This window comes from Microbacterium sp. SLBN-154, assembly GCF_006715565.1.
Classification (GTDB): domain Bacteria; phylum Actinomycetota; class Actinomycetes; order Actinomycetales; family Microbacteriaceae; genus Microbacterium.
In genome coordinates, this window is sequence record NZ_VFNL01000001.1 from 1,989,881 (window position 1) to 2,012,725 (window position 22,845).

23 protein-coding genes and 1 tRNA gene are annotated in these 22,845 nt (G+C 69.7%); 15 read left to right on the top strand and 9 right to left on the bottom strand.

What is annotated here, in order from left to right; genetic code table 11:
- Positions 1-6 precede the first annotated feature (6 nt).
- Positions 7-91 (bottom strand) — tRNA-Leu (locus FBY40_RS09680).
- A 141-nt stretch (positions 92-232) separates the two neighbouring features.
- Here FBY40_RS09680 and FBY40_RS09685 point away from each other — a divergent pair.
- Positions 233-1,534 carry a M20/M25/M40 family metallo-hydrolase gene (locus FBY40_RS09685; RefSeq protein ID WP_141938318.1) on the top strand — a complete coding sequence of 434 codons (1,302 nt, stop codon included), beginning with the start codon at positions 233-235 and terminating at the stop codon, positions 1,532-1,534.
- A gap of 40 nt (positions 1,535-1,574) precedes the next feature.
- Positions 1,575-2,405 (top strand): undecaprenyl-diphosphate phosphatase, encoded by an 831-nt coding sequence (locus FBY40_RS09690; protein ID WP_141938319.1) that lies wholly within the window; start codon positions 1,575-1,577, stop codon positions 2,403-2,405.
- Between the two features lie 19 nt (positions 2,406-2,424).
- Here FBY40_RS09690 and FBY40_RS09695 read toward each other — a convergent pair whose 3' ends face one another.
- Positions 2,425-3,291, bottom strand: coding sequence for a PAC2 family protein (locus FBY40_RS09695; RefSeq protein WP_141938321.1), 867 nt, complete (start codon positions 3,289-3,291; stop codon positions 2,425-2,427).
- 86 nt (positions 3,292-3,377) lie between these two features.
- Between FBY40_RS09695 and FBY40_RS09700 the strand changes: the two genes are divergently transcribed.
- The 9 genes from FBY40_RS09700 (at position 3,378) to lnt (ending at position 13,272) form a co-directional block, all read left to right on the top strand.
- Positions 3,378-4,064, top strand: coding sequence for an HAD family hydrolase (locus FBY40_RS09700; protein WP_235014752.1), 687 nt, complete (start codon positions 3,378-3,380; stop codon positions 4,062-4,064).
- Positions 4,061-5,050, top strand: a complete 990-nt coding sequence (locus FBY40_RS09705; protein WP_141938323.1) for a tRNA (adenine-N1)-methyltransferase — start codon at positions 4,061-4,063, stop codon at positions 5,048-5,050. The genes FBY40_RS09700 and FBY40_RS09705 overlap by 4 nt, the downstream gene beginning before the upstream one ends.
- A 9-nt stretch (positions 5,051-5,059) precedes the next feature.
- Complete coding sequence (locus FBY40_RS09710; RefSeq protein ID WP_141938325.1) at positions 5,060-6,016, top strand: FKBP-type peptidyl-prolyl cis-trans isomerase; 957 nt, start codon at positions 5,060-5,062, stop codon at positions 6,014-6,016.
- Between the two features lie 47 nt (positions 6,017-6,063).
- A complete protein-coding gene (locus FBY40_RS09715; protein ID WP_141938326.1) occupies positions 6,064-7,071 on the top strand; it encodes a helix-turn-helix transcriptional regulator in 1,008 nt (335 codons plus the stop codon).
- Positions 7,068-8,066, top strand: coding sequence for a helix-turn-helix transcriptional regulator (locus FBY40_RS09720; protein WP_141938328.1), 999 nt, complete (start codon positions 7,068-7,070; stop codon positions 8,064-8,066). The genes FBY40_RS09715 and FBY40_RS09720 overlap by 4 nt, the downstream gene beginning before the upstream one ends.
- 41 nt (positions 8,067-8,107) lie before the next feature.
- The gene (gene tatA, locus FBY40_RS17570; protein ID WP_141938330.1) at positions 8,108-8,362 is read left to right on the top strand and encodes a twin-arginine translocase TatA/TatE family subunit; all 255 of its coding nucleotides are present in this window, start codon (positions 8,108-8,110) and stop codon (positions 8,360-8,362) included.
- A 62-nt stretch (positions 8,363-8,424) separates the two neighbouring features.
- Positions 8,425-9,180: a twin-arginine translocase subunit TatC gene (gene tatC, locus FBY40_RS09730; protein WP_141938333.1), complete on the top strand. Its 756-nt coding sequence runs from the start codon at positions 8,425-8,427 to the stop codon at positions 9,178-9,180.
- Between the two features lie 22 nt (positions 9,181-9,202).
- On the top strand, positions 9,203-11,677 hold the full coding sequence (locus FBY40_RS09735) for a DEAD/DEAH box helicase (protein WP_141938335.1): 2,475 nt from the start codon (positions 9,203-9,205) through the stop codon (positions 11,675-11,677).
- Positions 11,674-13,272 carry an apolipoprotein N-acyltransferase gene (gene lnt, locus FBY40_RS09740; protein ID WP_141938338.1) on the top strand — a complete coding sequence of 533 codons (1,599 nt, stop codon included), beginning with the start codon at positions 11,674-11,676 and terminating at the stop codon, positions 13,270-13,272. Before FBY40_RS09735 ends, lnt begins: the two co-directional genes overlap by 4 nt.
- Here lnt and FBY40_RS09745 read toward each other — a convergent pair whose 3' ends face one another.
- The 4 genes from FBY40_RS09745 to FBY40_RS09760 all read right to left on the bottom strand — a co-directional run bounded on the left by FBY40_RS09745 (position 13,273) and on the right by FBY40_RS09760 (position 16,194).
- A complete protein-coding gene (locus FBY40_RS09745; RefSeq protein ID WP_124293134.1) occupies positions 13,273-13,656 on the bottom strand; it encodes an RNA polymerase-binding protein RbpA in 384 nt (127 codons plus the stop codon).
- A 114-nt stretch (positions 13,657-13,770) separates the two neighbouring features.
- A complete protein-coding gene (locus FBY40_RS09750; protein WP_235014755.1) occupies positions 13,771-14,574 on the bottom strand; it encodes a glycerophosphodiester phosphodiesterase family protein in 804 nt (267 codons plus the stop codon).
- Positions 14,555-15,703 (bottom strand): SPFH domain-containing protein, encoded by a 1,149-nt coding sequence (locus tag FBY40_RS09755; protein ID WP_235014757.1) that lies wholly within the window; start codon positions 15,701-15,703, stop codon positions 14,555-14,557. The genes FBY40_RS09750 and FBY40_RS09755 overlap by 20 nt, the downstream gene beginning before the upstream one ends.
- On the bottom strand, positions 15,700-16,194 hold the full coding sequence (locus tag FBY40_RS09760) for an NfeD family protein (protein WP_141938340.1): 495 nt from the start codon (positions 16,192-16,194) through the stop codon (positions 15,700-15,702). The genes FBY40_RS09755 and FBY40_RS09760 overlap by 4 nt, the downstream gene beginning before the upstream one ends.
- Positions 16,195-16,322: 128 nt before the next feature.
- On the opposite strand from FBY40_RS09760, the gene FBY40_RS09765 reads away from it, so the two are divergent.
- The gene (locus FBY40_RS09765; RefSeq protein WP_141938342.1) at positions 16,323-17,087 is read left to right on the top strand and encodes an SDR family oxidoreductase; all 765 of its coding nucleotides are present in this window, start codon (positions 16,323-16,325) and stop codon (positions 17,085-17,087) included.
- 3 nt (positions 17,088-17,090) lie between these two features.
- The gene (locus FBY40_RS09770; protein WP_141938343.1) at positions 17,091-19,070 is read left to right on the top strand and encodes a S9 family peptidase; all 1,980 of its coding nucleotides are present in this window, start codon (positions 17,091-17,093) and stop codon (positions 19,068-19,070) included.
- Between the two features lie 28 nt (positions 19,071-19,098).
- Here FBY40_RS09770 and FBY40_RS09775 read toward each other — a convergent pair whose 3' ends face one another.
- The gene (locus FBY40_RS09775; protein WP_141938345.1) at positions 19,099-19,650 is read right to left on the bottom strand and encodes an HdeD family acid-resistance protein; all 552 of its coding nucleotides are present in this window, start codon (positions 19,648-19,650) and stop codon (positions 19,099-19,101) included.
- A 109-nt stretch (positions 19,651-19,759) separates the two neighbouring features.
- A complete protein-coding gene (locus FBY40_RS09780) occupies positions 19,760-20,785 on the bottom strand; it encodes a sugar-transfer associated ATP-grasp domain-containing protein (RefSeq protein ID WP_141938346.1) in 1,026 nt (341 codons plus the stop codon).
- 48 nt (positions 20,786-20,833) lie between these two features.
- Between FBY40_RS09780 and FBY40_RS09785 the strand changes: the two genes are divergently transcribed.
- Together FBY40_RS09785 and FBY40_RS09790 are read left to right on the top strand one after the other, a co-directional pair.
- Entirely contained in the window at positions 20,834-21,532 is a 699-nt protein-coding gene (locus FBY40_RS09785; RefSeq protein ID WP_141938347.1) for an alanine racemase C-terminal domain-containing protein, read from the top strand.
- A complete protein-coding gene (locus FBY40_RS09790) occupies positions 21,529-22,581 on the top strand; it encodes an alanine racemase (RefSeq protein ID WP_141938349.1) in 1,053 nt (350 codons plus the stop codon). Before FBY40_RS09785 ends, FBY40_RS09790 begins: the two co-directional genes overlap by 4 nt.
- A gap of 3 nt (positions 22,582-22,584) precedes the next feature.
- On the opposite strand, the gene FBY40_RS09795 is transcribed toward FBY40_RS09790, so the two are convergent.
- Positions 22,585-22,803, bottom strand: a complete 219-nt coding sequence (locus FBY40_RS09795; RefSeq protein WP_141938350.1) for a DUF7455 domain-containing protein — start codon at positions 22,801-22,803, stop codon at positions 22,585-22,587.
- Positions 22,804-22,845: the final 42 nt, after the last annotated feature.

Here is a 22,845-nt window from a genome sequence, read left to right on the forward strand (position 1 = left end):
TTGTTGTGCGCGAGGGGGGACTTGAACCCCCACGCCCTATACGGGCACTAGCACCTCAAGCTAGCGCGTCTACCTATTCCGCCACCCGCGCATGGGTGTTTCGGTCGTGCAACCGAGGATCGACATTACCACGTCCGCGGGGCCGCTCGTGCGCACGGGCGGGCCGGCGACCCCGGAGGGCGTCGGATCGGGCCGCAGATCGCGGGCACCGGGGGCGGGTAGGTTAGTCCGCATGCCGACGCCCGGATCCGATCTCCCCGAAGTCGCCCGCATCGCCCAGGATCTCATCCGATTCGACACCACCAACTTCGGCGGCGGCCGATCCCGCGGCGAGCGCGAGGCCGCCGAATACGTCGGTGCCTTCCTGCAGTCGCTGGGACTGCAGCCGGAGTACTACGAACCCATCGATCGGCGCACGAACGTGATGGCCCGCGTGCCGGGCCGGAATCCCGATCGGCCGGCCCTCGTCCTGCACGGCCACCTCGACGTCGTCCCCGCCGTGGCCGAGGATTGGAGTGTCGATCCCTTCGGCGGCGAGGTGCGCGACGGCATGCTCTGGGGCCGCGGAGCGGTCGACATGAAAGACATGGATGCGATGATCCTCGCCTCCGTCGCCGAGATGCTCCGCGCGGGCGAGAAACCGGATCGCGACCTCGTGCTGGTGTTCTTCGCCGATGAGGAGAACGGTGGCATCGAAGGGTCCCAGCTCGTCGTGCGCGACCGCCCCGAGTGGTTCGCCGGGGCGACGGAGGCCATCAGCGAGGTGGGCGGCTACTCGATCAGCGTCGCAGACCGTCGCGCCTACCTGTTGCAGGTGGGGGAGAAGGCGCTCGTGTGGATCCGGCTCATCGCCCGGGGACGCGCCGCCCACGGCAGCAGCTTCCACCCCGACAATGCCGTCACCCGCCTCGCTGAAGCGGTGGCGGCGCTCGGCCGCACCGCGTGGCCGGTCACGCTGACCGACACGACGTCGCAGCTCGTGGCCGCTCTCGGCGAGCTCTCCGGCCGCGCCGGTGACGACCCCGACGAGCTGGCCGCCGAGGCCGGCCCCGCGGCGGGATTCCTCCGCGCGACGCTGCGGACGACCACCAACCCCACCGGGCTGACCGCGGGATACAAGCACAATGTCATCCCCGATCGCGCGGAGGCGCTCATCGACGTCCGCGTGCTCCCCGGCACCGAAGACGCCGCTCTGGCCGACATCCGTCGCATCATCGGCGACGACGTGGAGGTGGAGGTCGTCCACCGCGACATCGGGCTCGAGGTGCCCTTCTCCGGCGACCTCGTGGACGCGATGGTGCGGGCGCTGGGCGCACACGATCCAGGCACCCCCGTCATTCCCTACCTCATGGGAGGCGGCACCGACAACAAGGCCTTGGCCGAGCTCGGGATCGCAGGGTACGGATTCGCACCGCTGCGCCTCCCTGCGGATCTGGACTTCACCGGCATGTTCCACGGCGTCGACGAGCGGGTGCCGATCGCGGCGCTCGAGTTCGGTCAGCGAGTGCTCACCGACCTGCTGCGCACCTGCTGACGCAGCGCCGCCACTCCTCCCCGTCCACCGAAAGGCGCACATGCAGCTCATCGAGGCGATCTTCCTCGGCATCGTCCAGGGCCTCACCGAATTCCTCCCGGTCTCCTCCAGCGCACACCTGCGCATCGTGGGGGAGTTCCTGCCGTCGGCGGAGGACCCCGGGGCGACCTTCACCGCGATCACCCAGATCGGCACCGAAGCGGCGGTCCTGCTCTACTTCTGGAAGACCATCGTCCGCATCATCTCGCGGTGGGCGCAGTCACTGGCCGGGCGGGTGCCCAGGAACGACCCCGATGCCCGCATGGGATGGCTGATCATCATCGGCACCATCCCGATCGGCGTCCTCGGATTCCTGCTGCAGGATGTCATCCGCGATACGTTCCGCAACCTCTGGCTCGTGGCGATCGTGCTCATCGTGTTCGGACTGCTCCTCGGCGCCGCAGACCGGTGGGGCGCGCGTCGGCGGGAGCTGAGCGACCTGACCTATCCGCACGGCCTCGCGCTCGGCTTCGCGCAGGCGCTCGCCCTCGTCCCCGGTGTGTCGCGCTCGGGTGCGACCACGACCCTCGGCCTCGCCCTCGGCTACACCCGCCCCGCCGCGGCCGAGTACGCCTTCCTGCTCGCCGTGCCCGCGGTGTTCGGCAGCGGGTTCTACGAGCTGCTGCAGAGCTTCGAAGAACCCGGCGGACCCTACAGCCAGCTCGACACGGCGGTGGCGACCGTGGTCGCCTTCGGTGTCGGCCTTGCGGTCATCGCGTTCCTGATGCGCTACCTCAAGCGCGGCAGCTTCCTGCCGTTCGTCATCTACCGACTGGCGCTGGGCACGCTGCTCATCGTGCTGCTGTCAGTGGGGGTGCTGCAGCCCTACTGATCGGGAACGACGGTTCCGATCAGGAACGGCGGGGGTCGTCCCGGCCGGGCTTGGTCGGTCCGTCGCCGCGGCGACGCAGGTAGCGTTCGAACTCCTGGGCGATGGCGTCGCCCGAGGCCTCCGGAGAATCCCACGTGTCGCGGGTCCGCTCGAGCTGCCGGATGTACTCAGTCATCTCCTCGTCGTCCGCCGCCGCGGCGTCGATCGAGGCCTCCCAGGCGGCCGCCTCCGTGGACAGATCGCCACGAGGAACCTGCGCGCCCGTGAGATCCTCGAGGCGATCCAGGAGCGCCAGCGTAGCCTTCGGCGACGGGGTGTGCCCCGCGACGTAGTGGGGCACGCTCGCCCACAGGCTCGCGGTGGGGATGCCTGCGGCCTCGGCCGCGTGCGCGAGTACGCTCAGAATGCCCACCGGTCCCTCGTAGGTGCTCTTCTCGAGGTCGAGGGACTGGCGCAGCTGCTCGTTGTCGCTGCCGGCGAAGACGGAGATCGGGCGGGTGTGCGGGACATCCGACATCATCGAGCCGAGGGCGACGAAGCCGGTGACGTCCTCCCGGAGGGCCGCGTCGATGATCTCGGAGGCGAACGCCTGCCAGGCGCGCGCCGGCTCGACACCGGTGAGGAGCCAGAGCTGGGTGCCGCGGGTCTGCCGGACCGGCCGGAGGAGACTCGTCTCGGGCCAGGAGAGCTTCCGCCGTCCCTCGCCGTCGATGGAAACCTGGGGTCGGGTGTACTGGTAGTCGAAGTACAGCTCCGGGTCGACGGAGAAGACGGATTCGTAGCCGTCCGTCCCGCGGATCTGCGCCAGGGCCGACGACGCGGCCTCTCCCGCGTCGTTCCATCCGTCGAACGCCGCGACGATCACCCTGCGTCCCAGACCCTCCACAGGACCTCCCTCGGCCCGCCGGCGCGGGCTGCTACCCAGGATAGGCGTCGCGTGGGCCGGACGGGGGCGCCCGGTAGCCTTGAGCAGTGCATTCCCCCTCCCTCGCCGCCGTCCTCTGGGACATGGACGGCACACTGGTCGACACCGAGCCCTACTGGATGGCGGCGGAGACTCCGCTGGTCGAACGCTTCGGCGGGACCTGGTCTCACGAGCAGGCACTGGGCCTGGTGGGCCTGGGACTGGAGGAATCGGCACGCATCTTCCAGAACGCCGGTGTGCGGATGGGGATCCACGAGATCATCGATCACCTCACCGACGAGGTGATGCGACAGCTCGCCGTCACCGGCGTGCCGTTCCGCCCCGGCGCCCAGGAACTGCTGCGAGATCTCAAGGCCAACGGCGTCAAGACGGCCCTCGTCACCATGTCCATGCGCCGGATGGCGACCACCGTGGTGGAGCTCATCGACTTCCCGGCGTTCGACGTCGTCATCGCCGGAGACGACGCGACCCGCCCCAAGCCCTTCCCCGATCCGTACCTGCAGGCGTGCGACCTTCTCGGCGTCGCCCCGGCGGACACGGTCGCGATCGAGGATTCCCCCAACGGACTGCGCTCGGCCGTCGCGTCGGGCGCCTCCGTGATCGGGGTGCCGCTGATGGTCTCCCTCACCGGGGCGGGGGCGCACACGATCTGGGAGAGCTTGGAAGGGCGCACCACGGCGGACCTGCAGGCGTTCCACACCTTCCGCATCGCCCGCGAAGGCGCCCACGCATGAGCGGCCGGTGGAGCGGACCCTTCCGCGTCGGCGAGCGGGTGCAGCTGACCGGACCCAAGGGGCGACTGCACACGGTCACCCTCCGAGAGGACGGGGAGCTGCACACGCATCACGGCGTCCTCGCCCACCGCGACATCATCGGCATCCCCGACGGTTCCGTGGTCGTCGGCAGCGGGGGGCACGAATACCTCGCCCTTCGACCGCTGCTGCGCGACTTCGTCATGTCCATGCCCCGGGGTGCGGCGATCGTCTATCCGAAGGATGCCGCGCAGATCGTCGCCGACGCCGACATCTTCCCCGGTGCCACCGTGGTCGAGGCCGGCGTCGGTTCCGGCGCACTGGCGCTCTGGCTCCTGCGCGCGATCGGACCGGAAGGGCGGCTGGTCTCCTTCGAACGGCGGGCGGACTTCGCCGAGGTCGCGCGCGCGAACGTCGCGACGTTCCTGGGTGAGGAGCCGCCCGCGTGGCGCGTGGTCGTCGGCGACCTCGTCGACGAGCTGCCGCAGAACCTGGAGAACGGCACCGTCGACCGCGTCGTCCTCGACATGCTCGCGCCCTGGGACTGCATCGACGCGGTCGCCGATGCGCTCGTCCCCGGCGGCGTCGTCATCTGCTACGTCGCCACCGCGACGCAGCTGAGCCGGGTCGCGGAGTACATCCGCGGCACCGGCCTGTTCACCGACCCCGAGGCCAACGAGACCATGGTGCGCGGCTGGCACGTCGAAGGACTCGCTGTGCGCCCCGATCACCGGATGGTCGCCCACACCGGCTTCCTGCTCACCGCCCGCCGGCTCGCCCCGGGCGCCGTGCTCCCCGAGCGCAAGCGCCGGGCGTCGAAGTCGAGCTACGGCGATGAAGACGTCGAGCTGTGGACGCCGGGCGCCGTGGGCGACCGGGAGATCACCGACAAGAATCTGCGCAAACGCGTCCGCGAGGCGCAGCGCGCCGCCGATGCCCGCACAGGGGGCGCCCAGGGGTCCGCCTAAACTAGCCGGGTGCGAAAACTCCCCGCTCTGCTCGCCGTCGTCGGCCTGTCCGCGCTGACCCTGGTCGGATGCACCAGCGTCCCGGCTGCGGGATGCGACCGGCCCGCGTCATCCGGATCTTCTCTCGACTCCCTCGTCACCGTCGACGGTGACCTGGGGAGCGCCCCCGAGGTCGAGCTGTACACGCCGTTCCAGGTCCGCTCGACCTCTCACACCGACCTCGAGGCCGGCAACGGAGCAGCGCTGACCGCGACCGAGCAGGCGGCTCTGCTGGATGTCACCATCGTCAGCGGCGAGACCGGTGAAGTGCTCATCCAGACCCCCTACGACGACGACATCGCCCGCGTGGCGCCGATGTCGCAGTGGTACACCCCGATCCCTGCTCTGGAAGACGCGCTGGAGTGCGCGACCGAGGGGTCGCGCGTGGTCGTCGGCCTCGCGCCCGGCGACATCCTGCCGGAGGCGGCGGCCAGCATCGGTCTCGCCGAGGATGAGTCGGCGGTCGCCGTCATCGACGTCCGCAAGGCCTATCTGCCCCGGGCTGCGGGCGCACTGCAGTTCAACGCCGGCTTCAACCTCCCCTCCGTCGTCCGCGCCGCCGACGGCACACCCGGTGTGATCGTCCCGGACGCCGCTGCGCCGAGCGACCTCGTCGTGGAGACCCTCATCCGTGGTGACGGGCCCGAGGTGACCGGCGACGTGCCGGTGCGCGTTGCCTACACCGGCGTGCTGTGGGATGACAAGACGGTGTTCGATTCCTCCTGGGGCCAGGCACCGGTCTCGTTCGCGCTCGACGACGTCGTTCCCGGTTTCGCCGCGGGGCTGGAGGGCCAGACGGTCGGATCGCAGGTGATGGTCGTCGTTCCGCCGGACCAGGGGTACGGCGACGCGGGCCAGGGGAGCATTCCCGGTGGCGCGACCCTGGTGTTCGTCGTGGACATCCTCGGACTCGACGAGATCTCCTGACCTCCGCGCCTTCCGGATCTTCGCCCAGCCGCGCCTAGGATGAGGGGGTGCCGGCGAACACCCCTACGAAGAATCCGCCGGAGGAGCGCCTGGTCAACCTCGTGGTCGCCCTCATGGCGACGGAGCAGGGACTGACCAAGGACACGATCCTCCGCTCGGTCTCGGGCTATCGCGAGCACACCGAATCCGGCGCGTCGAAGGACGCACTGGAGAAGATGTTCGAACGGGACAAGGAGAACCTCCGCGGCCTCGGCGTTCCCATCGAGACGATCGGCGACTTCGCCGATCCCGACGATCTGCGCGACGCGCGGTATCGGGTGCCGAAGTCGGAGTACTCCCTTCCCGAGGACATCGACTTCACGCCCGCCGAACTGGCGCTGCTGAACCTCGCCGGGGAGGTGTGGAGCGAGGGGTCGCTGTCGGCCGAGGCCCGCAGCGGTCTGCGCAAGATCCGTGCCCTCGGCATCGACGTCGATGAGCCGATCATCGGATACTCGCCGCGCATCAGCGCCCGCGAGCCCTCGTTCCCTGTGCTGCAGCGCGCCATCGAGCAGAGTCGCGTGGTGACCTTCCCCTACGTGCGCCCCGGGGACGAGAACGAGCGGCTGCGACGGGTCAGACCCCTTGCCCTCGTCGAGTACGAGGCCCGATGGCACGTGTTCGGACGCGACCTGAATCTCGACGCCGATCGCACCTTCCTCCTCAGCCGCATCGTCGGGGACGTCGCCGTCACCCGCGACACCTTCGACCCGGCGCTGCGCGACGGCGCGGGTGAGAGGGCGCTGGCGGAACTGCAGGACCTTGCTGAACGCCAGCTCGCCCACCTCGAGGTCGACCCCGGCACCGAGGCGGCGCTGCGCCTCGCCCGTCGGGGACGCCCGGCCGGTCAGGGGATCCACGTGCCGTTCGTCGACGTCCACGTTCTCGCCGACGAGCTGGCCTCGTACGGCCCCGAGGTGCGGGTGGTCGCTCCCGAGGGACTGCGCGCGCTCGTCATCTCCCGCCTGCGGGGGGCGCTCGCGCGCCACGACGGCGTGCCGGGGGGCGTCTCGTGAGCGCGCGACGTCCACTGGTGGCCACGGACCGGGCAGCGCTCATCCTGCAGCTGGTGCCCTACCTCATCAGCAAGGGCGAGGTGTCGATCGCCGAGGCCGCAGAAGAATTCGATGTGACCCCCGACGAGATGCGCAACATGGTGCAGAAGCTCACCGTCATCGGACTTCCGGGCGAACGGGGCTACTGGCAGATGGCGAACGACCTGTTCGACATCGACTGGGATCTCCTCGACACCCGGGACGTCATCGCCATCACGCACTCCGTCGGCCTCGAGCGGTCTCCGCGACTGACCGCTCGCGAGGCGGCTGCACTCGTCGCGGGACTTCAGCTCGCACGCACCATCCCGGGAGTCGGCGACACCGAGGTGTACAGCGGTCTCCTCGCCAAGCTCTCGCAGGGGGCGTCGGCCAAACCGGCCGACGTCATCGTCGCGCCGAGCCCCGTCGACGACGTGCGCGAGGCGGTGGCGGTCGCCCTGCGCGAGCGTGTCGCCGTCACCTTCACCTACAAGGCGCCCGAGTCGGAGCCGACCACCCGCACGGTCGACCCGGTCAAGGTGCACATCGCCGATGGCCAGTGGTACCTGCAGGGATGGTGCCACCTGCGTCAGGCGATGCGCACGTTCCACCTGGACAGGGTCAGCGATCTGCGGATCACCGACATCCCGAGCACGCACAGCGAAGACGCCGCACCCGGCTGGTTCGAACCGACCGACGGCGGGGGAGAGGTCATCGCCCGCATCCGCTTCCGTGCGTCGCTGGCGCCGCTGCTGGGCGACTACCTCGATCGGGCGACCGTCGTGCGGAACGGCGACGAAGCGATCGCCACTCTGCGCGTCGCCGATGAGACGACGCTGCGCCGCCTCGCGGCACGTCGCGGCGGCGTGGTCGAGATCGTCTCGCCCGAGGGGGCCCGTCGCGCGGCTGCGGAATGGGCTCGCGCGGGGCTCGCGCAGTACACCGAACGCGCCGATCCGCCACCGGCCGGTTCATAGACGTCGCGGGTTAGACTGAAAACCCGACCTAAGGAGTCCTGATGCTCGGCAACGCTTTCGGGTGGCCTCACCTTCTTGTCTTGCTCGCGGTCATCCTGTTGCTCTTCGGCGCTGCGAAGCTGCCTGCTCTCGCCAAGAGCGTCGGCCAGTCGGCCCGAGTCTTCAAGGGTGAGATGAAGGCGATGAAAGAGGAGGACGTGAAGCCCGCCGACACACCGGCGGCCTCACCGGCACCCTCCAACCCGCCCACCGCGTCGTCCGACGCGAGCCTGGGCAGGCCGTCTGAAAACACCTGATCGGCGTGGCCACGGCTGAGCGCGCCCGGACAGACGACAGCGAGCCGCGGCGCGAAAAACGCATGTCGCTAAGTGCGCACCTGCTGGAGTTGCGCCGACGGCTGATGTTCGCGGTCATCGCCCTCGTGGTGGGGATGGTCGTCGCCTTCATCATCACCGATCCGATCATCTACTGGATCACCGGTCCGATCCGGGACATCGCGGCAACCCGCGGGGATGACTTCTCCGCGCTGAACTTCACCACCGTGACGTCCGCATTCGATATGCGGATGCGGATCGCGTTCTCGATCGGACTGTTCCTGTCTGCTCCGGTGTGGCTGTGGCAGGTCTGGGCGTTCGTGATGCCGGGGCTCACGCGGAAAGAGATCCGCTACACGATCGGTTTCGTCGCCGCTGCCGTCCCCCTCTTCTTCCTCGGCTGCTGGGTCGGCGTGCTCATCGTCCCGCACGTGATCGACCTGATGTGGGGCTTCACCCCCGAGGGCGGCACCAACTTCTACAACGCCGCCGAGTACTACGACTTCGTGTTCAAGCTGATGATCGTCATCGGCGTCTCGTTCGTTCTGCCGGTCTTCCTCGTCGCGCTCAATCTCGCGGGCGTCATGAGCGGTCGTGCGATTCTGAAGGGCTGGCGCGCCGCGGTTCTGATCGCCACGGTCTTCGCTGCTCTCGCCACCCCCGCTGCCGATGTCGTGAGCATGCTGATGCTGGCCGGGATCCTTGTCGTCCTCTTCTTCGCTGCCGCCGGGTTGTCTCTGCTGTTCGACAGCCGCCGGTCCCGCCGCGACGCCGCACTCCTGCCGCCCGGGGCGAGCTGATGACACCGCCCGGGTCGGCCTGATGAGCGAGCCCTCGCCGGCCGAGCGGTATGCCCGCGCGGCCGCGGCCTCTCGTGAGCAGCGCGGGCATCCGATCACGACCGCCTTCGCCGCATCGCGACCGTTCGAACTCGATCCGTTCCAGATCGAGAGCTGCCGGGCGCTGGAGGAGGGGCGGAGCGTCCTGGTGGCCGCCCCGACCGGTGCCGGGAAGACGATCGTCGGCGAGTTCGCCATCCACCTCGCGATGCGCGAACCCCATGACAAGGCGTTCTACACCACCCCGATGAAGGCCCTGTCGAATCAGAAGTACCGCGAGCTCGTCGACGAGTACGGTCCCGACGAGGTCGGCCTGCTCACCGGCGACACGAACATCAACGGCAACGCCCGGGTGGTCGTCATGACCACCGAGGTGCTCCGCAACATGCTCTACGCCGACTCTCCGGCGCTGAGGAGCCTGCGCTACGTCGTCATGGACGAGGTGCACTACCTCGCCGATCGCTTCCGCGGCGCCGTCTGGGAGGAGGTCATCATCCATCTGCCCCGGAGTGTGCGGCTGGTCTCCCTGTCGGCCACGGTGTCCAACGCCGAGGAGTTCGGCGACTGGCTCGACACCGTGCGCGGCGACACCGAGGTCATCGTCTCCGAGACCCGTCCGGTGCCGCTCGAGCAGCACGTTCTGGTCCGTGGCGACCTCCTGCCGCTCTTCGACGACCGGGCCGGGGTGGCCACCGCGCAGGTCAACCAGGAGCTGATGCGACTGCGGTCGTTCAAGGGCACGAGCTTCGAGAACAACCGCCGCGCCCAGCAGATCCGAAGCGATCCCAGCCGTCGTCGGCCTCCGCGGGGCGGGGTGCGGCCGGTGCGGCCCTCGAACATCCGCAGCATCGAGCGGATCGATCGTCCCGACGTCGTGCGACTCCTCGAGCGCAGCAATCTGCTGCCGGCGATCTTCTTCATCTTCAGCCGAGCCGGTTGCGACGCGGCCGTACAGCAGGTCCGCCGCGCCGGACTCCGGCTCACCACCCGGGAGGAGCGTGACGTCATCCGCGAGGTGGTCGAGGAGCGGACCCGCACGCTCGGCGATGAGGACCTCGCCGTGCTCGGGTTCTGGGAGTGGCGGGAGAACCTGGAGCGGGGTGTCGCCGCCCACCATGCCGGTCTCCTCCCCGCCTTCAAAGAGGTCGTCGAGGAACTGTTCCAGCGCAAGCTCGTCAAGGCGGTCTTCGCCACCGAGACGCTGGCGCTGGGGATCAACATGCCGGCGCGGACCGTCGTGCTGGAAAAGCTCGAGAAATTCAACGGCGAGGCGCGCGTCGCGATCACCGCAGGCGAGTACACGCAGCTGACCGGGCGCGCGGGTCGGCGGGGCATCGACGTCGAGGGGCATGCCGTCATCCAGTGGACCGAGCAGATGGACCCGCAGCAGGTCGCCGCTCTGGCGTCTCGGCGCACCTACCCGCTGAACTCGAGTTTCCGTCCGACCTACAACATGGCCGTCAACCTCATCGACCAGTTCGGTCGGCCCCGGGCGCGCGAGGTTCTGGAATCGTCCTTCGCCCAGTTCCAAGCGGACCGTTCGGTGGTCGGGATCGCCCGGCAGGTCAAAGAGGCCGAGGAGTCGCTGGCGGGCTACGCGACGGCGATGGCCTGCGACCGGGGCGACTTCGTGGAGTACGCCGGGATCCGACGTGAGCTCAGCGACCTCGAGAAGATCAACCGAAGGGATGCCACGGCGCCGCGGGGCCTCCGGGAGAGCCGGCAGCGACAACTCGCATCCCTGCGCAAACGCATGCAGCGTCATCCGTGTCACTCGTGCCCGGACCGGGAGAGTCATGCTCGCTGGGGCGAGCGGTATCACCGTCTCGACCGTGACGTCCAGCGGATGCGTCGGCAGATCGACAGCCGCACCGGCACCGTCGCGCGGGTGTTCGACCGCGTCGTCGATGTGCTCACCGCGGTCCACTACGTCGATGTGGACGATGCCGGCGCCACCCACCTGACCGCCGAGGGGCGCCGTATGAGGCGCATCTACGGCGAGCGCGATCTGCTGGTGGCGGAGTCGCTCCGGCTGCACCTCTGGGATCGGCTGGATGCTGCATCCCTGGCGGCTCTCGCCTGCTGCCTCGTCTTCGAGCCGCGGCGCGAGGACGGTCGTGAGAACGCGCTCCCGCGGGGTGCATTCCGTCCGGTGTTCGCCGAGACGCTGACGCTCTGGCAGCGTCTGGACGACCTCGAGCGCGAGCATCATCTGCCGGGGTCGGAACCGCCCTCGGGCGGCCTGGCCCTGGCCATGCACACCTGGGCACGCGGAGGCATGCTCGACCGCGTCCTGGAAGAGGCCGACATGGCCGCGGGCGACTTCGTGCGCTGGGCGAAGCAGACCATCGACCTCCTGGACCAGCTCTCGATCGTCGCCGACACCGAGGTGGGACGGACTGCGCGCTCGGCGCTGGATGCGGTCCGGCGCGGCATCGTCGCACACTCGTCGGTATGAGCGCCTCGTCCGCGGTTCGCGGAGTCCTACGTCCGCTCCTCCCGCTCTGGGCGGCGGTTCTCACCGCCGCCGTCGCCGGCCCGATCCTCGATCTGGCCTTTCCGGACGTGGGGTGGTGGCCGTTCGCGTTCGTCGGCGTGGCCTTCGCCCTGGTGTCCCTCATCGGCCGGAGCATCGGCGGTGCCGTCCTCGTCGGCTTCGTCTTCGGCGCCTCCTTCCACCTCATCCACATCATCTGGATCACCCGCTACCTCGGCCCGATCCCCTGGCTGGCGCTGTCGGGTCTGCAGGCCATCCTCATGGGGGTGGGCGCGATCCCGATCGCCCTCGCCTACCGATGGTTGCCGCGAGTGCTGCCGGCGCGCGTGGCACAGCTGACCGCTCTGCCGCTTCTCGTCGGCGGGCTGTGGACCGCCCGCGAACTGTTCATGGGTTCCTGGCCCTACACCGGGTTCCCGTGGGGGCGGATCGGGATGAGCCAGTCCGAGAGCCCACTGGCCGACATCGCCTCGTGGACGGGGGTCGCCGGGCTCACCTTCCTCATCGTGACCGCCACCGCCGCGATCATCGAGTGGCTGCGGGCAGGTCGTCTGCGCGACGTTCGCACCGCGCTTCCCGCGATCGCAGCCGTGGTGCTGCTCGTGGCCGTCCCGGCTTTCCCGACCACCCCGTCCGGTGATCTCCGGGTCGGCGCGGTGCAGGGGAATGGGCCCTCGGCCTACTTCGATGAACGCACGCCGTACGCGATCCTGAACGCCCAGCTCGAAGCGACTGCACCGTTGGCCGAGGAGGATCTCGATCTGCTCGTGTGGCCGGAGGGCGGCATCGACTACGACCCGCTGCAGGACAGCACCACCGCGGCGACCCTCGACGCCCTGGCCGAGGAGTTCGGGGCACCGCTGCTCGTCAACGCCGCCACGGACCGTGGCGACCTGACGTTCAACACGTCCATGCTGTGGGAGGCGGAGGCGGAGAACCCCGTGGCGTTCCACGACAAGCGCAACCCGGTCCCGATGGGGGAGTACGTCCCGGACCGGTGGTTCTTCGAACGGATCGTCCCGGATCTCGTCGGTCTGATCCAGCGCGAGTACACGCCCGGCGACAACCCTCCGCTCATCGACGTCGACGGCGTGGGGGTCGGGCTGGCGATCTGCTTCGACGTGATCTACGACGCCGTCATCTGGGAGGGTGCGCGTGACGGCGCGGAAATGTACGTGTTCCAGACGAACAACGCCGACTTCCGCGACACCGATGAGAACCTCCAGCAGCTGGCCTTCGCGCGGATGCGCGCGATCGAGACCGGCCGTTCCGTGGTGAACCTCTCAACGGTGGGCACCAGCCAGGTGATCGCTCCGGACGGGACGACCCTCGACAGCCTGCCGGCGGATACCGCCGGACAGATGCTCGCCGATGTTCCGCTGCGCACCGGACTCACACCTGCCGTCGTGATCGGCCCCGCCGTGCAGGTGCTGCTGGGCTGGGGCAGTCTCCTCGCCCTCGCCGTGGTCGGCATCGCGCTGCGGGTTCGCGAGCGCGCGCAGACGAAGACGCCGGCCTCCGAGGAGACCGGCGTCGACAGGGACGTCAGAGCCTGATCAGGCGCTGAGCTTGCCCTTCGACGTGTCGTCGGCAGCGCCGCGGCGGGCGCGGACGAAAGCGAGACGCTCTTCGAGCAGCTCTTCGAGCTCAGGGATCGTGCGCCGCTCCAGGAGCATGTCCCAGTGGGTGCGGGGTGCCTTCTCGTCGCTGTGATCGACCGTCGCGGTGCCTTCGCCGATGCGCAGGAGCGCCTCGGAGCCGCATGTGCGGCATTCCCAGGCCTGGGGCACCTCGGCGTCTGCCGCGAAGGTCAATGTGGTGTCACGCCCGCAGGACGTGCAGGAATAGATGTGCTGTACGCGTTCATGGAACACGACGCCCTCTTCGCTCTGTAGGCTCTGGGCGCCGAGTCGGATGCCGCGAAGACTGCGGTCTGCCATTGTGTGGTCCTTCCGTCGCTGATCAGGTATAACGCCCCCGCCTGGGCGGATCATCCGAAGGGCGGGGCCAGAAGCGGCTTTCACAGCCGATGCTCAGGCCTTCGCGCCGGTCGTTCAGGACGCGCGACGGGCGGCGAGGGGGAGCGCGATGTCGGCGCGATCCGTGACGAGTCCGTCCACGCCGGCGTCGAGGAGCCTCTCCATGTCCGCCGGATCGTTCACCGTCCACACATGGACCTCGACGCCGTGCCGATGGGCGGTCTCGATGAGGCGCGGAGTGACGATCGGCACGCGACCCTGTCGCTCGGGCACCTGCAGGGCGTCGACGTTGGAAAGGAGTCGGGAGACCGTGCGACGGGCTCGGATTCCCGACGCGAGGAGGAGCCGGGTGATCGTACGCGTGCCGGCCGAGGTCGCCGGTCGGATCGATGCGCCGGCATCGACGGCCGCTGCGAGCGCGGCGCGTCGACGTTCATCGGAGAAGCTCGTCAGGAGCACGCGATCGGCGTACGGCGCGACGCCGCGACCGACCGGCTCCGCGGCGGCGGGCGCCTTGACGTCGAGGTTGAATCGCACCGTGGGGAAAGACTCCAAGGCCTGGGTGAGGGTCAGCAGCCCCCCGAGTCCGGCCATGAGCTCCGACAGCTCGGCGACGGTCACGGCGGCGACGGCGCGCGGATCACCCGCGACGCGCAGCAGATCGTCGTCGTGGAAGAGCACCACCTCACCGTCGAGCGTCACATGGCAATCGGACTCGACATAGGTCGCCCCGGCGGCGTGCGCGGCCGCCACGGCGGCGAAGGAGTTCTCGACGAGACCCGCGGATCCCTCGGGCACGAGGCCGCGGTGGGCGAGCACGCGAGGCGCATCCGACGCCTCGAACCACGGATGCTGCGGGTCAGGCAGGGTCGCTCCCACCCTCGGTCGGGGTCGGGGTCGAGGTCGAGGTCGAGGTCGGGGTCGGGGTCGGGGCATCGGCACGGACCGCACCCGGTGTGGTGGAGCGTGCTTCGTTGGCGATGGCATCAGCGTCCGACGCCGCCTCGCGCGCGGCCGCGACGGCCGCATCCGAGGCGGCGGAGTACTCGGCACGGCGTGCAGCGGTCGCGGGACGTCGCGCACCTCCGGGCGTCGCCGTGGATCCGCCTTCGTCGCGTCCGCCGAGCGCGTTCCCGATGCCCTTGAGCGCCTCGGTCAGTTCGCTGGGGATGATCCAGAGCTTGTTCGACGGGCTCTCGCTGATCTTCGGCAGGGTCTGCAGGTACTGGTAGGCCAGCAGCTTGTCATCCGGCTCGCCCGCATGGATGGCGCCGAAGACCATCTCGATGGCCTCGGCCTCGCCCTGTGCCCGCAGCACCGCCGCCTGCTTGTCTCCCTCGGCACGGAGGATCTCGGCCTGGCGCCGACCCTCGGCCTCGAGGATCTGGGACTGCTTCGTGCCTTCGGCGGTCAGGATCGCGGCACGGCGGTCGCGCTCCGCGCGCATCTGCTTCTCCATCGAGTCCTGGATCGAGGTCGGCGGATCGATGGCCTTCAGCTCGACGCGCGACACCCGCAGACCCCACTTGCCCGTGGCTTCATCGAGCACCACGCGTAGCTGGCCGTTGATGTTGTCGCGGCTCGTGAGCGCCTCTTCGAGGTTGAGCCCCCCGACCACGTTGCGAAGCGTCGTGGTGGTCAGCTGCTCCACTGCGCTGAGGTAGTTGGCGATCTCGTAGGTCGCCGCGCGGGCGTCGTTCACCTGGAAGTAGACGACCGTGTCGATCGACACCACCAGGTTGTCCTCGGTGATGACCGGCTGCGGGGGGAAGGACACCACCTGTTCGCGCATGTCCACCAGAGGGCGAAGGCGATCGACGAACGGGACCAGGATGTTCAACCCCGGCGAGAGCGTCCGCTGGTAGCGCCCGAGCCGCTCCACGATCCCGGCGTAGGCCTGCGGGATGATCCGGATCGAACGGAAGAGCACCACCACCACGAAGATCGCCAGGACGACGAGGAGGACGATGACGAAGATCTGGCCGATGAAGGCGCCGGGATCGATCACGGAGTGTTTCCTTCCGATGGGTCGGGAGCGGCGGGAGTGGCGGGGCTCACCTCGACGGTGGCGCCGAGGACCCGGTCGACGGTGACGCGCATGCCGACCCCGGCGCCCACGGCGCCGGCGGCCAGGCGCGCGGTCCAGGTCTCGCCGTTGTCGAGGCGCACCGAGCCGCCTTCGCCGTCGACGAAAGAGGCCACGACGCGTCCACCCATGCCGTAGAGGGCATCGACGTTGGTCCTGGCAGGTTCGCCTCGATGGAGGATCTTCAACAGCAACGGCCGGATGGTGAACAGCAGGAGTGCCGAGATCGCCGCGGCCGCGGCGATCTGCAGCCACCACGGTCCGCCGAGCAGATTCACCCCCAGGCCGCCGATGAGGCTCCCGGCGCCGATCATGAGGAAGGTGAACTCGAGCGTGAGGAGCTCGATAATGATGAAGACCCCCGCGAGCACCAACCACACGATCCACAGGTATTGCGTGAGATCCGGCAGCATCGCGGCTCCTCCTCGGCCTTGACGGCCACCCTAACACCGCAGTCCGGCACGTCGGCGTTGATAGGGTTCAGGGGGCCGGACGGCCTTGCCGCGGCATCCGCGGCGCGTCATCACAGGAGTCGCCACACATGTCTCAGACCCTTGCTCCCGGATCGCTGGCAGGCAAGACCGCCCTCGTGACCGGGTCTTCCCGCGGCATCGGAGCCGACACCGTCCGCTACCTCGCCGAGGCGGGCGCCAATGTCGTCATCAACTACCGCAACAAGGCACCGCGGGCCGAGAAGCTCGCCACCCAGCTGCGCGACCTCGGTGTCCGCGTGCTCGTGGTCGGAGCCGATCTCACCGACCCCGACTCGGTGCAGGCGATGTTCGCCGAGGTCGAGCGCGAGTTCGGTCGGCTGGATGTCCTCGTCCTCAATGCCTCGGGCGGCATGGAGGCCGGCATGGCGGAGGACTATGCGCTCCGTCTCAACCGCGACGCCCAGGTGTCGGTCCTCGAGACCGCCCTGCCTCTGCTCGGTGAAGGCGCGCGTGTCGTCTTCGTCACCAGCCACCAGGCGCACTTCATCCGTACGACTCCGACGATGCCCGAGTACGAGCCGGTCGCGCTGTCCAAGCGTGCGGGCGAGGACGCGCTGCGGGAGCGTATCCCGATGCTCACGGAGCGTGGCGTGGAGTTCGTGGTCGTGTCGGGCGACATGATTGAGGGCACGATCACCGCCACGCTCCTCGAACGTGCGAACCCCGGCGCGATCGCTTCGCGACGCGAGTCGGCGGGACGGCTCTACAACGTCTCGGAGTTCGCCGCCGAGGTGGCCCGAGCCGCCGTGGATCCCATCCCCGACGACAACACGCGGCTGGTGGGCGACACCGCATCTTTCGCGGGGGAGTGAATCGTGGGCCCCACCGACATCCAGAAGCTCCTCGGGGTCGGGCGGCCCGCACTCTCGTCGCACGGCGAGTTCGCGGTCTTCTCCGTCAGCCGTCCTGACCTTCTGGCCAACCGGACGGTCGGTCAGCTGTGGCGGATCGATCTGCCTGACGGTGCTCCGCGCCGACTCACCCGCGGAGTCCTCGACACCGCCCCGGTGCTCTCGCCGGATGACACGCGCCTGGCGTTCCTCCGGCCGGATGCCCGGGGTCGTTCGCAGGTGTTCGTGGTCGCCCCGGCCGGCGGTGAGCCGGTGCAGGCCACCGACGCCCCGCTCGGGGTCGGCGAGGTCGTCTGGACGACGGACGGCCGCTCCCTGGTCTACACCGCCCGGATGCCCGAGGACGGACGGTACGGCACCGTCGAAGGATTGGATGCCGCGGCGGAGGCGCCTCGGCGGATCACCGGCGTGCGCTGGAACGCCAATGGTCTCGGCTACCTCGCCGACCGCCCGGCGCAGATCTTCGTGATCGCCGCGCCCGAGGTCGACAGTGAGCCGTTCTACGACCCCGCGCCCGCCGTCCGCGACGACGATGAGGCCGCGCGCCGGACCGTGGTGGGGGCGACCCCGCGTGCGCTCACCGACGGCGACCTCAGCTGGTCGACCCTGGCGGTGGCGGGCGAGGAGGTGCTGGCCGTTCCCGATCGGATCGAGGCCGACCGTCGAGACCTGCGCACCCCCGTCGTCGCGCATCACCTCGACGGCTCCGGGCGCCGCGAGGTGCTCGGAACCGGTGCGAACCTGTCGGTGACGGGTCTCGCCGTCGCGGACGACGGCACGGTGGCCGCTCTCGCCTCGGACGTGGGGCCCGCGGGAACGGACTTCGTCGCGCCCGGCACGGCGCTGTTCGTGATCGCCGAGGGTGAGGCCCGCGTCCTCACCGATCCCGAGACGATCGATCTCGGCGAGGTCGGAAGCCATCTCACCCCGATCGGCGACGACTTCCTCGTGCAGGACCGGCGCCGCGGACGCGTCCGGCTCCTCCGCGTCGCCCGCGACGGATCGGCCGCCACGGTCATCGGCGGCGACCGCGAGGTGCTCGGTCATGCGGCATCCGGCTCCGTCGTCGTCGCCGCCGTCGCCACCCCCGACTCCTTCGGCGAGATGGTCCTCGCCGGGCCCGGTGAGCCCCGCGTGCTGACCGCGTTCGGAGCCTCCGCGGCCGCAGCGGGAATCGTGGAGCCGCGCGAGCTGACCGTTCGCGGTCGCGACGGCTACCCGGTGCACGGCTGGGTCGCCCGGCCCGACGGGGACGGGCCCTTCCCCGTCGTCCTCCAGATCCATGGGGGACCCTACGCCAGCTATGGCGTCCATCTCTTCGACGAGACCCAGGTCCTCGTCGACGCGGGCTACGCCGTGGTCTACTGCAACCCGCGCGGGTCGGCCGGATACGGCCGCGCGCACGGTCGTGCCATCCGCCAGGCGATGGGTACGCTCGACCATCACGACGTCATCGATTTCCTCGACGGCGCGCTGGAGTCCGATCCGACTCTCGATGCCGGTCGGCTGGGCATCATGGGCGGCTCGTACGGCGGTTACCTCACCGCGTGGATCATCGCGCACGACCACAGATTCCGTGGAGCGATCGTCGAGCGCGGCTTCCTCGAGCCGACGTCATTCCAGGGGACGAGCGACATCGGCTCGTTCTTCGGCGACGAGTACGTCGGCCTCGACCCCGAACTCATCGCCGCGCAGAGCCCCATGGCGGTCGTCGGGCAGGTGCGCACGCCCACCCTCGTGATGCACGCCGAGGAAGACCATCGTTGCCCGCTGGAGCAGGCGACGCGCTATTACGCGGCGCTCACGCGTGCGGGGGTTCCGTGCGAGATGCTGCTCTTCCCCGGTGAGAACCACGAGCTCACCCGGAGCGGCCGGCCCCGCCACCGCGTCGAACGCTTCGACGCGGTGGTGGAGTGGTGGGCGCGTCACCTGCCGGTCGCCTGACCGGGCTGGACGGCCCGAGCCGTTCCGGTCAGGCGCGACCGAAGCGCAGGGCTCGGATGATCTGGATGATGCCCAGGATCACGAGCGAGACGCCGAAGAACAGCCAGACGATGAGGGCCCCCCAGATCGGGGCGAACATCACCACGACGCCCGCGACGATGCTGATGATCGCGAAGAAGATCGTCCAGCCCTTCGACGACGCGTCCGACAGGGTGGAGAGCGAGACGATCCCCTCGACCACCCACGTGATGCCGATCATGAGCCCGACGAGAAGGAGCAGCCAGTCGGTCGCCGCACCGAAGTTCAGGAAGGCGACGACGCCGGCGATGACGAACAGCACGCCGAGGACGATGTAGCCGATCCGCGACCAGCCGCCTCGCTCCCGCGAGAACGCGCCGAGGCCGATGTAGACCAGCCCGGCGATGATGGCGTAGATGGCGAGCAGGAAGGTGACGACGCCGAACGCCTTCTGCGGCCAGATGAGGATGAGCAGACCAAAAATCAGCGCGATCGCGCCGACGACGCCCAGGGCGACCCGGACGGTGTTGGTGAGGGACTTCTCCCCGGTGCCGGTGGACATGACCGAACCCTTTCTGAGCATTTCCTGAGAGACTGCGCTCTCACTGTAGACCCGGGACGGGCTCAGGGGAACGGCGACAGGCCGTCGGGTTCGGGGCTTCCCGTCGTCGTCAGCCCAGCCCGGTCGCGGCCAGATAGCGGGCTTTGTGTCCGGTGCGGATGCCGGTGACGCTCGGCTTGTTCTCGTAGACGCCGGCTCCCCAGTTCCCCTCGACCAGCACCGGACCGGTGGGGGTCACCACGATGTCCCATCCGACGTACTGCACCTGAGGGACGACGCGGGCGACGCGGTCGACGAACGCGACGACCTCGGCCATCATCGGCAGCTGGAAATCGGCGATACGGAATCCGGAGTCCGGATGGGTGATGTGCACGTGGCCGTGGGAGTCGTAGCCGGGACCCACCGCGCGACCGTCGTCGTCGAGCATCGTGTAGAAGCCGCCGAACGACATCTGGTCGCTGACCGCGCCGCGGCCGAACTTCTGCGCGATCGCGAGGATGTGGGTGCGCTCCCCGTCGAAGAATGCCGTGACACGCGTGGTGTTCACCGTCCCCGGGCAGACGGCGGCGAGGTCGGGATGCTGCGCGATGACCTCTTCGATGAGGAGCTCGCCCCGGTCGTGAAGCCCGCGGTGGAATGCTGCCCAGTCGTCGATGTCGGCGGCGTGATAGCGGTGGACGCCGGTCCCGGCCTGGCCGATCGGTTCCTTGGTGACGATGGTCCCGTGACGCTCGGTGAAGGCGCGGACCTCGTCGGCGTTGCCGGGTTCGACCACCATCCACTCCCGGTGCAGGTGCTCGGAGAAGGCGCGGTCGAACTCGATCTTGTCCTGGAACAGGTGTCGGAAGTCGGGGTGGTCGAAGCGCTGCGACAGCTGATTGGAGAAGGGGTGCGTCATGAACGTCGCCCGCTCACGACCGGTGAGGATCGCGAAGTCGTAGTCGATGTAGTCCTGGAAGCCCACCTGACGGAACCCCGCGGAGAAGAGCATGTCCACCACGATGGCGGGTGTCCACTTGCCGTGCTGTGCGGCGGCTTCCCTGGCCCGCTCCCACACCGAGCCCACGTTGATCCGCCGCGCGCGGTAGGCGAGGTAGCGAAGGCGGGAGGAGAGGCCGAGACCGGTCGAGGGCATGGGGACTTTCGAGTCGGGGACGACGGACCCGGATAGTCTAGAGGGGTGATGTCGGTGGATCCTCTGCGTCCGACTGCCGAGTCCTCACGGGCCGCCGCCCCCGTCGCGGCGCAGCTGGATCCCCGGCCCGTCGCTCTCATCCGAGGATCTGCTCTCGCGCACAACCTGCGGATCGCCCGCGACGCCGGGGTGCTCGTCGTCGATCGCGACGTCCTGGATGCCGACGCCTGGGGTCACGGCGCCGACATCGTCGAGCGTGCCGTGTCGACGGCGGGCATGGCGTGGGCGGAGAGCGGGGAAGACGCCGCGCTCGCGGGGGCCTGGCTGTTCGGCCTCCCGGGATCACCCGGTCGGCCCGTCATGGCGCTCACGGGTCGGGTGATCGCGACCAAGCTCCTGCGCGCAGGGGAGGGCGTGTCTTACGGGTACACCTTCCGGGCCCCATCGGACACCACCGTCGCCCTGGTCAGCGGCGGGTACGGACAGGGCGTGGTGCGCAATCTCGGCAACAGGGTGGCCGTCCGCGTCGAGGGGCGCGATGCGCCGGTCGTCGGTCGGGTCGCGATGGACGTCTGCGTGGTCGACCTCGGGCCGCGGGCAGCCGTCACTCCGGGAGCGCCGGCGGTCTTCTTCGGCGATCCTGATCGGGGGGAGCCGTCGCTGGGGCCGTGGACCGCGGCGACGGGACTGGACGCCGATGAGATCGTCGCGATCGTCGGTGTCCGCGCTCGTCGGGAGGTGGCATGACCGGATCGGTGCTCGAGGTCGACCTCGACCGGTTCGCGTCGAACCTCGCTCGGGTCCGCGCGGCGGTCGCGCCCGCCGAGCTCATGCTCGTGGTCAAGAACGATGCGTACGGGCACGGCGTGGACGCCGTGGTCGCGCGCGCACGACGGGAGGGTGTCCGCTGGTTCGGAGCCTTCGACCTCATGACCGGTGCACGGGTGCGAACAGGTGCGGGCGGGGACGCGCGCATCTTCGTGTGGATCGCCGATACGCCCGAGCAGGTCGCCGCCGCGATCGATCTGGACCTCGACATCGGGGTGGGCGATCGCCGGCTTCTCGACGACGTCGCCGCTCGGCGCGGAGACCCACGCCCCGCACGGGTTCATCTCAAGATCGACACGGGGCTGCGCCGCAACGGCGTCCGGCCGGAGGAGTGGTCGGAGTTCGTCTCCGTCGCCGCGGCCGCCGAACGCGCGGGGAGCCTCGTCGTCGAGGGCATCTGGAGTCACATCGCCGAAGCGTCCGATGAGGACGACGACGTCGCGCGGAGCCGGTTCGAACAGGCTCTGGAGGCCGCGGAGACCGCGGGGCTCCGGCCCCGCTGGCGCCACCTCGCAGCCAGTGCCGCGGCGTTCGCCCGACCGGAGTTCCGTTACGACATCGCCCGGGTCGGGGCGTTCTGCTACGGCATCCGTCCCGCGGGCGGGCCCGACGAGGCCGAGCTCGGAGTGCAGCCCATCGCTCGCTGGGTCGCGCCCGTCCTCGAGGTGGCCGACGACGTGGTGCGTCTCGATGTGGGGTCGCGCGACGGGCTGTTCAGCTCCCTGGCGTCGCGGGCCGATGTCGCGACGCCCGGAGGGTCGCGCCGGCTCCTCACCGTCTCGGGGGCGACGTCGGAGGTCGCCGCGTGGCCGGGGGCAGCCGTGGGTGACCGCGTGGTCGTGTACGGCGGCGCCGGTCGTGACGAAGAGACCGCGACCTCGCTCGCCGAGACGATCGATTCGATCGGCGAAGAGGTCGCGGTCCGGGTCTCGCCGCTCGTGCCCCGGCGGTACCGGGGCCTGCGGTGATGGTCAGTCGTCGCTGCTGAGACGTGCGGTCTCGTCGTGCCACGACGTGGCGACGGCGCGGAGCTTCTCTTCGTACTTGCGGCCGTGGTGAGCGCAGAACAGCAACTCGCTGCCGTTCACCTCGGCGGCGATGTAGGCCTGAGCTCCGCAGGAATCGCAGCGGTCCACCGCGGTCAGGCGGTATTCGAGGACGGCCGTCTCAGAGGGTGTCGAAAGTGTCATCGCGGTGCCTCCTCGGGATTGTGACTCTCGGCGTGGTCCCCA